5 protein-coding genes and 2 pseudogenes are annotated in these 8455 nt (G+C 68.2%); 2 read left to right on the forward strand and 5 right to left on the reverse strand.

The window, feature by feature from the left end; translation table 11 throughout:
• Nucleotides 1–6: 6 nt before the first annotated feature.
• Nucleotides 7–1977 (forward strand): DUF4105 domain-containing protein, encoded by a 1971-nt coding sequence (locus A7D27_RS24415; protein WP_371914834.1) that lies wholly within the window; start codon nucleotides 7–9, stop codon nucleotides 1975–1977.
• Nucleotides 1978–3059: 1082 nt separating this feature from the next.
• Here A7D27_RS24415 and oadA read toward each other — a convergent pair.
• Both oadA and A7D27_RS24425 read right to left on the reverse strand, forming a co-directional pair.
• Nucleotides 3060–4880, reverse strand: coding sequence for a sodium-extruding oxaloacetate decarboxylase subunit alpha (gene oadA, locus A7D27_RS24420; RefSeq protein WP_069566381.1), 1821 nt, complete (start codon nucleotides 4878–4880; stop codon nucleotides 3060–3062).
• 16 nt (nucleotides 4881–4896) lie between these two features.
• The gene (locus tag A7D27_RS24425; protein ID WP_069566382.1) at nucleotides 4897–6312 is read right to left on the reverse strand and encodes an acetyl-CoA carboxylase biotin carboxylase subunit; all 1416 of its coding nucleotides are present in this window, start codon (nucleotides 6310–6312) and stop codon (nucleotides 4897–4899) included.
• A 204-nt stretch (nucleotides 6313–6516) separates the two neighbouring features.
• Here A7D27_RS24425 and A7D27_RS24430 point away from each other — a divergent pair, with 204 nt between their 5' ends.
• Nucleotides 6517–7464 carry a LysR family transcriptional regulator gene (locus A7D27_RS24430; RefSeq protein ID WP_139131176.1) on the forward strand — a complete coding sequence of 316 codons (948 nt, stop codon included), beginning with the start codon at nucleotides 6517–6519 and terminating at the stop codon, nucleotides 7462–7464.
• Here A7D27_RS24430 and A7D27_RS27520 read toward each other — a convergent pair.
• From A7D27_RS27520 to A7D27_RS24440, 3 genes and pseudogenes are all read right to left on the reverse strand, one after another.
• Nucleotides 7406–7618: a PA3496 family putative envelope integrity protein gene (locus A7D27_RS27520; RefSeq protein WP_083265768.1), complete on the reverse strand. Its 213-nt coding sequence runs from the start codon at nucleotides 7616–7618 to the stop codon at nucleotides 7406–7408. The genes A7D27_RS24430 and A7D27_RS27520 overlap by 59 nt on opposite strands.
• A gap of 110 nt (nucleotides 7619–7728) precedes the next feature.
• Nucleotides 7729–8160: pseudogene (locus A7D27_RS27525) on the reverse strand (NAD(P)/FAD-dependent oxidoreductase); the annotation flags it as partial.
• A gap of 121 nt (nucleotides 8161–8281) precedes the next feature.
• A pseudogene (locus A7D27_RS24440) lies at nucleotides 8282–8455 on the reverse strand (transcriptional regulator); the annotation flags it as partial.

The following is an 8455-nucleotide window of genomic DNA, read 5'->3' on the forward strand; positions in this document are numbered from 1 at the left end:
GCGCCCTTGAGCCTGCGTCTGTGGCGCCTCGGCGCGCTCGGCCTGGCCGCCCTGCTGGCCTGCGCCAGCGCCCGTGCCGACCTGCGCCTGGCGCTGAAGACCGACGGCCTCGACGCCGCCCAGCGCCAGGCCAGCCAGGCCCTGCTCGACGAAGCCCTGCAGAAGCTGCCGCCGCGCTTCGTCGAACGCCTCGACCGCCAGGTGGAAGTCACCTGGGCCGATGACCTGCCGGACAACGCCTACGGCCGCGCCACCCGCATCGACGCCCTCGACCTCAACCGCGCCCTGCTGCCCGCCCTCGCCGACGGCAGCGCCGCCCGCGAGAAGACCACGCGCCCCCACGGCACCGTGCGCCGCGAACTGCTGGCCACCGTGCTCCACGAACTCACCCACCTCTACGACCGCGCCCACTACCGCGACGCCGCCCAGCGCCGCCTCGGCTTCCGCTGCCGCAGCGCCCAGGCCAGCACCGGCGCCGTCGGCCTGCGCAGCGAATGCCGGGGGCAGACCGCCCGCCGCTTCACCTTCAGCGACGACCCGCGCCTGCTGGACCTCGCCGGCTGGCCCCAGCGCATCGGCCAGCGCGGCAAGCGGGAGGCGGACAACCACCAGGCCGCCCGCAGCCCCGACCTCTACGAGCTGACCAACCCCCGCGAGTTCGTCGCGGTGAACATGGAGTACTTCCTCCTCGACCCCGACTACCGCTGCCGGCGCCCCGCGCTGTACCGCTACTTCCGCGACCACTTCGGCTGGGCCCCGGACGCCGCCGGAACCTGCGCCAGCGAACTGGCCTACCTCAACGCCGGGCGCGACTTCGGCCGCGAACCCCTGGGGCGCCTCGACCCCGAGCGGGTCTACGAAGTGGACTACCTGTTCGCCGAAGCCAACGACAACTGGGCCAGCCGCTGGGGCCATACCATGCTGCGCCTGGTCATCTGCGCCCCCGGTCGCCCGCGCGGCCCGGACTGCCGGCTCGACCTCGACCAGCACCTGGTGCTCTCCTACCGCGCCTTCGTCGGCGACGTGCAGCTCTCCAGCTGGGACGGCCTTACCGGCGCCTACCCCTCGCGGCTGTTCGTCCTGCCGCTGGCCCAGGTGATCGACGAGTACACCAAGGTGGAAATGCGCAGCCTCGCCTCCGTGCCCCTGCGCCTGGACCGCGAGCAGGTCCACAACCTGGTGGAGCGCGCCGCCGAAATGCACTGGAGCTACGACGGCAACTACTGGTTCCTCTCCAACAACTGCGCCGTCGAGACCCTCAAGCTGCTGCGCAGCGGCACCGCCGACCCGCGCCTGGACGACCTCGACAGCATCATGCCCAACGGCCTACTCGCGGTGCTGGAAGGGCGCGGCGTGGCCGACCCCAGCCCCCTGCGCGACCCGAAGGAAGCCCTGCGCCTGGGCTACCGCTTCGACTCCTTCCGCGACCGCTACCAGGCCATGTTCGACATCGCCCGCCAGCGCCTGGGGCTGCCCGAGGCCGACGTGGAAACCTGGCTCGCCCAGGACGCCACCCGCCGCCGCCCCTACATCGAACACGCCGACCTGCGCGGCAGCGCCGCCCTGCTGCTGCTGGAGCAGGCCGCCATGCGCCGGCAGATGCTGCTCGCCCAGGACGACCTCAAGCGCCGCTACCTGGACAACCGCGCCACCCTCGGCCAGACCGAGTTCTCCCGCGCTGGCGGCACCCTCGAACAGATCCTCGCCAACAGCGGCTTCCTCAGCCGCCCGGCCGACCTTCTGCAAGGCAGCGGCTACGGCCTGCCCCAGGTCAGCGAATGGCAGCGCCTGCAGGAAGAGAGCGCCAACCGCCAGCGCACCCTGCGCCAGCTCACCGACAGCCTCGACCGTGAACTGCGCGAACTGATCGACCCGCGCATCCTCACCGAACTCGACGCCACCCAGGCCAACCTCGACCAGCTCAGCGCCCACCTGCGCCAGTTGCACAAAGCCGCCGGCGGCCTCGAACTGCCCTGAGCCGCTCCCACGGATGCAGAGTGGATCGCGCACCAAAGCCACGACCAACACCCCCGCAGGATGGCGCTCAGTCCGGGAATGCCCGGCGCCGCTCCCGGGCTGAAGCCCGGGCTACAGCCATACGCTCCACCGATCCACGCGGTCCCGCGCCAAAGCCACTGGCAACGCACCCGTAGGATGGCGCTGAGCGCAGCGATGCCCATCAAGCCGGGCGCAACATGTGGTGCCACGGCCTGGCCGCGACGTGATGCGCTTCGTGGCCTCAGCGCATCCTACGGACCGTGCCCAGCCCAACCGGGGTGCGGGCGGGGGCATTGGTGGATGCAAAAAGCGGCATCCACCCTGCGCGACCAGGTAGCAACAACCGTAGGGTGGATCGCGCTCCACCGATCCACGCGGACCCGCGCCAAAGCCACGGTCAGCGTCCCGTAGGATGGCGCTGAGCGCAGCGATGCCCATCAGGCCGGGCGCAACAGGTGGTGCCACGGCCTGGCGTGGACGTGATGCGCTTCGTGGCCTCAGCGCATCCTACGGACCGTGCCCAGCCCAACCGGGGTGCGGGCGGGGGCATTGGTGGATGCAAAAAGCGGCATCCACCCTGCGCGACCAGGTAGCAACAACCGTAGGGTGGATCGCGCTCCACCGATCCACGCGGACCCGCGCCGAAGCCTCGGTCAACGCCCCGTAGGATGGCGCTGAGCGCAGCGATGCCCATCAGGCCGGGCGCAACAGGTGGTGCCACGGCCTGGCGTGGACGTGATGCGCTTCGTGGCCTCAGCGCATCCTACGGATCGTGCCCAGCCCGACCGGGGTGCGGGCGGGGGCATTGGTGGATGCAAAAAGCGGCATCCACCCTGCGCGACCAGGTAGCAACAACCGTAGGGTGGATCGCGCTTCACCGATCCACCAGCGGTGCTGCGGTAGGCTCGGATGGTGGGCTGAAGCCGACCCTACGCCGGTGCGGCTCCCGTAGCCTGGGCTTCAGCCCAGGGATGTTCGGTTCCAGGTCCCCGGGCTGTAACCGTTGGGCATAGGCAAAAAAAGGGAGCCTTTCGGCTCCCCACGGGGACTTCGGGTCGGGATCATTCGATCTCGATCAGCACCTCGCCCGGGTTGACCCGGTCGCCCTTGGCGACGTGGATCGCCTTGACGGTGCCGGCGATAGGCGCCTGGACCTCGGTTTCCATCTTCATGGCTTCGGTGATCAGCACGGCCTGGCCGGCCTTGACGCTGTCGCCTTCCTTGACCAGCACGTCGACGATGTTGCCCGGCATGGTGGTGCTGACATCGCCCGGTGCGCTGGCGCTCTTGCGCTTGTTGCCGCCGCCGCCGATGAATTCGTTCAGCGGCTCGAACACCACTTCTTCCGGCATGCCGTCGATGGACAGGTAGAAGTGGCGCTTGCCGTCGCTCTTCACCCCCACGCCGGTGATGTCCACGCGGTAGCTCTCGCCGTGCACGTCCACCACGAACTCGGTGGGTACGCCCTCGCCGCCGACCGGGGCCGGGCCCTGGCCGTTGGGGATGGGCAGCAGCTCCTCGGGCTTGAGGGTGCCGGCGGCGCGCTCTTCGAGGAACTTGCGGCCGATGTCCGGGAACATGGCGAAGGTCAGCACGTCTTCCTCGGACTGGGCCAGGCTGCCGATCTCCGCGCGCAGCCTGTCCAGCTCGGGCTTGAGCAGGTCGGCCGGGCGCACGTCGATGACGTCCTCGTTGCCGATGGCCTGGCGGCGCAGCTCTTCGTTGATCTGCCCGGCGGCCTTGCCGTAGCGGCCTTGCAGGTAGAGCTTCACTTCGTTGGTGATGGTCTTGTAACGCTCGCCGGCCAGGACGTTGAAGAAGGCCTGGGTGCCGACGATCTGCGAGGTGGGGGTGACCAGGGGCGGGTAGCCCAGGTCGGCGCGCACGCGCGGGATCTCTTCCAGCACTTCGCCCATGCGGTTCAGGGCGCCCTGTTCCTTCAGTTGGTTGGCCAGGTTGGAGATCATGCCGCCGGGCACCTGGTTGACCTGCACGCGGGTGTCGACGCCGGTGAATTCGCTCTCGAACTGGTGGTACTTCTTGCGCACGGCGTGGAAGTACAGGCCGATCTCCTGGATCAGCTCCAGGTCCAGGCCGGTGTCGTAGGGGGTGTTGCGCAGGGCCGCGACCATGGACTCGGTGCCGGGGTGGCTGGTGCCCCAGGCCATGCTGGAGATGGCGGTGTCGATGCGGTCGGCGCCGTTCTCCACGGCCTTGAGCTGGCACATGCTGGCCACGCCGGCGGTGTCATGGGAGTGCACGGCCACTTCCAGGGGCAGGGCGTCCTTCAGGGCCTTGACCAGGTCGCCGGTGGCGTAGGGGGTCAGCAGGCCGGCCATGTCCTTGATGGCGATGGAGTCCACGCCCATGGCGGCCATCTGCTTGGCCTGCTCGACGAAGGCGTCGATGGTGTGCACCGGGCTGGTGGTGTAGCAGATGGTGCCCTGGGCGTGCTTGCCGGCGGCCTTCACGGCCTCGATGGAGACGCGCAGGTTACGCACGTCGTTCATGGCGTCGAAGATGCGGAACACGTCGATGCCGTTGACGGCGGCCTTGGCCACGAAGGCGCGGATCACGTCGTCGCTGTAGTGGCGGTAGCCCAGCAGGTTCTGCCCGCGCAGGAGCATCTGCAGGCGGGTGTTGGGCAGGGCGGCCTTGAGCTTGCGCAGGCGCTCCCACGGGTCTTCCTTGAGGAAGCGCACGCAGGCGTCGAAGGTGGCGCCGCCCCAGACTTCCAGGGACCAGTAGCCGACCTTGTCCAGCTTGTCGCAGATCGGGAGCATGTCCTCGGTGCGCATGCGGGTGGCCAGCAGCGACTGGTGGGCGTCGCGCAGGATGGTGTCGGTGACGGTGATCTTTTTCGCGTGAGTGGTCTTGCTCATGTTCTGAATCCTTCCCCTACAGGCCGGCGTGGGCAGCGATGGCGGTGGCGATGGCGATGGCCAGGTGCGACGGGTTGCGCTTGATGGAGTACTGGGTCAGTTCCGGGTGGGCTTCGACGAAGCTGGTGTTGAACTGGCCGCTGCGGAACTCGGGATCGCGGAGGATCTCCTGGTAGTAGGCGGCGGTGGTCTTGACCCCCTGCACACGCATGTCGTCGAGGGCGCGCAGGCCACGGTCGAGGGCCTCTTCCCAGGTCAGCGCCCAGACGATGAGCTTCAGGCACATCGAGTCGTAGTAGGGCGGGATGGTGTAGCCGGTGTAGATCGCCGTGTCGGTGCGCACGCCGGGGCCGCCGGGGGCGTAGTAGCGGGTGATCTTGCCGAAGGAGGGGAGGAAGTTGTTCTTCGGGTCCTCGGCGTTGATGCGGAACTGCAGGGCGTAGCCCCGGTGGATGATGTCGTCCTGCTTGACCGACAGCTCCAGACCGGAGGCGACGCGGATCTGCTCGCGGACGATGTCGATGCCGGTGATTTCCTCGGTGATGGTGTGTTCCACCTGCACCCGGGTGTTCATCTCCATGAAGTACACCTCGCCCTCGGCGAGCAGGAACTCCACGGTGCCGGCGTTCTCGTAGCCCACGGCCTTGGCCGCACGCACGGCGAGGTCGCCGATGTAGGCGCGCTGCTCGGGGGTGAGCTGCGGGCTGGGGGCGATCTCGATGAGCTTCTGGTTGCGGCGCTGGATCGAGCAGTCACGCTCGAACAGGTGCACGGTGTTGCCGAAGGCGTCGGCCAGCACCTGGGCCTCGATGTGCTTCGGGTTGACGATGCACTTCTCCAGGAACACTTCCGCCGAGCCGAAGGCCTTGGTGGCCTCGGAGATCACCCGGGGGTAGGCCTGCTCCAGTTCCTCGCGGCTGTTGCAGCGGCGGATGCCGCGACCGCCGCCGCCGGAGGTGGCCTTGAGCATCACCGGGTAGCCGATGCGGTCGCCTTCGCGCAGGGCCTCGGCCAGGTCGGCGACGTTGCCCTCGGTGCCGGGGGTGACCGGTACGCCGGCCTTGATCATGCTGCGGCGCGCTTCGGTCTTGTCGCCCATGCGGCGGATGACCTCGGCGGACGGGCCGATGAACTTGATCCCGCGCTCGGCGCAGATCTCCGCCAGCTCGGCGTTCTCCGAGAGGAAGCCGTAGCCGGGGTGCAGGGCGTCGCAGCCGGTCTCCACGGCCAGGTTCACCAGCTTGCGCGGGTTCAGGTAACCGGCCAGCGGGTCTTCACCGATGCTGTGGGCTTCGTCAGCACGCTTCACGTGCAGCGCATGGCGATCGGCCTCGGAGTAGATGGCCACCGAGCGGATGCCCATCTCGGCGCAGGCGCGCACGATGCGGACAGCGATCTCACCCCGGTTGGCGATGAGGATTTTCTTGATCACGAGTGTTCCCTCGACCAAGTGGGCAGGCGAACGGCGTAGGCCGGTCGGCGAGTGACCGAGCCAGGCTGGACGGTCGCGTATCTAACCTAAATCGAAGTTTGTGAATAACCAAAATCAATAATTATTGGGATATCCATTAGGAGGGCCTTATAGTCCGGCGCCGCACCCCCCGATTTATCGAGGTCCATGATGCGCAAGACCCTGCTGCGCATGACGTTGCGCCAGCTCCAGGTGTTCCGTGCCGTGTACGAGAGCCGCTCCTACAGCCGCGCGGCGGAGGAGATGGCGCTGACCCAGCCGGCGGTGAGCCTGCAGATCCGCCAGTTGGAAGAGCTGGTGGGCCAGCCGCTGTTCGAATACGTGGGCAAGAAGCTCTACCAGACCGACGCCGCCGAGGCGCTGTACGTGGCCAGCGGCGACATCTTCCAGCGGCTGGAGAGTCTGGACATGCAGCTCTCCGACCTGCAGGGCTCGCTGCAGGGGCAGCTCAACCTGGCGGTGGAGTCCAGCGCCAAGTACTTCGTGCCGCACCTGTTCGCCGCCTTCCGCCTGCAGCACCCGGACGTCAGCCTGCACCTCACGGTGGTCAACCGCGCCCAGGCGATCAAGCGCCTGGCGGACAATCGCGACGACCTGGTGATCATGTCGCTGGTGCCCCAGGACATGGCCCTGGAATTCCTGCCGTTCCTGAACAATCCGATCATCGCCGTGGCCCCGCCGGACCACCCGCTGTGCCACGCCCGCAGCCTGGCGCTCAAGGACCTGGAACCCTTCCCGTTGTTGGTGCGCGAGGCCGGCTCCGGCACCCGCAAGGCCTGCGAGGAATACTTCCAGCAGAAGCGCGCGCACTTCGCCCACACCCAGGAAGTCACCTCCCTGGATGCGTTGCGCGAGTGCGTGGTGGCGGGCCTGGGCATCGGCCTGTTGCCCCGTCATGCGGTCAGCCTGGAGCTGGCCACGGGGTTGCTGCGGGAACTGCCGGTGGAAGAACTGCCGCTCTACCGCAGTTGGTGCGTGGTGCATGCCAAGGGCAAGCGGCTGTCACCGGTTGCCCAGGCCTTCATTGCTTTCATCCGTGAAGAGCGCGCCCAGATCAGCACGCTTTCGCAGCGTTTCGATGGCGCGTTGCCGTTGTCGACAACAGGTAGTTGATGGCGATCAGGTCGGGATAGTCGTCGATCTCGGCCTTCAGGCGCCGTTCCTCGGCGTGGGCCTCGATGGCGCGGCGGAAACGCATCCGGCGCTGGTCTTCGAGCTTGCGACGGGTCTTGCTGTCGAGGACGGGGACGTCATGGGGATGAGTCATGTCGGGTCTCCAGGGGCTCCGTTGTCGGAGCCCCCAGCATTGCGCCGGAACATGACGCTTTGACGGCAGGCCGATGACCCTGGAATGACCGGCACCCAGGTGCGCTGTGCTCAGCCGAGCATGTCCAGCAGGCGGTACCAGGCGATGCCAGTCCCGAGATAGAGCCGTTGCAGCCCATGCAGGGGGATGCGCCGGATGGGGCTCGGTGGAAAAGGAAAGGCCTCTTCGCTGCCCATCAGACAGTGCGCCATTCGTCGGCCCAATGCAGTCGCCAGGGCCACGCCCCGCCCGTTGTAGCCCAGCAGGATCGAAAGTCCCGGCGCCGGTTCGTGCAGGTGCGGCAGGAAGTCCTGTGTCAGGGCGACGCGGCCGCTCCAGCGGTAGTCGATGGGCACCCCGGCCAGTTGCGGGAAGAGGTGCGTGAGGGATTGCTCCAGATGGGCCCAGTCCCCCGCCTGGCGGGGTTCGGCGAAGGGGCCCCGGCCGCCGAGCAGCAGGCGGCCCTGGGCGTCCTGCTTGAAGTACAGCAGCCGCCGCTCGGCGTGCTCGCCAGCCGCTGCTCTGCGCTGGCAGGCCGGTGGCCGTGGATGTGAGCCCTTTCTGCCTGGGCCGCCCGGACCAGGCCACGGGCGTAGCTGAGGGGCTGCGCTTTCAGCGGGCGGCTCAGTCCTCGGCGTTCTTGATCGACTTCGGCGACAGACGCAGGCTGCGCAGGCTGCGCTTCACGCTCTTGAGGTGGTTGACCAGGCTCGGGCCACGGGCCATGGCCACGCCCATGGCCAGCACGTCGATCACCACCAGGTGGGCGATGCGCGAGGTCAGCGGGGTGTAGATCTC

Source organism: Pseudomonas sp. 1D4, from assembly GCF_001728925.1.
GTDB lineage: Bacteria > Pseudomonadota > Gammaproteobacteria > Pseudomonadales > Pseudomonadaceae > Metapseudomonas > Metapseudomonas otitidis.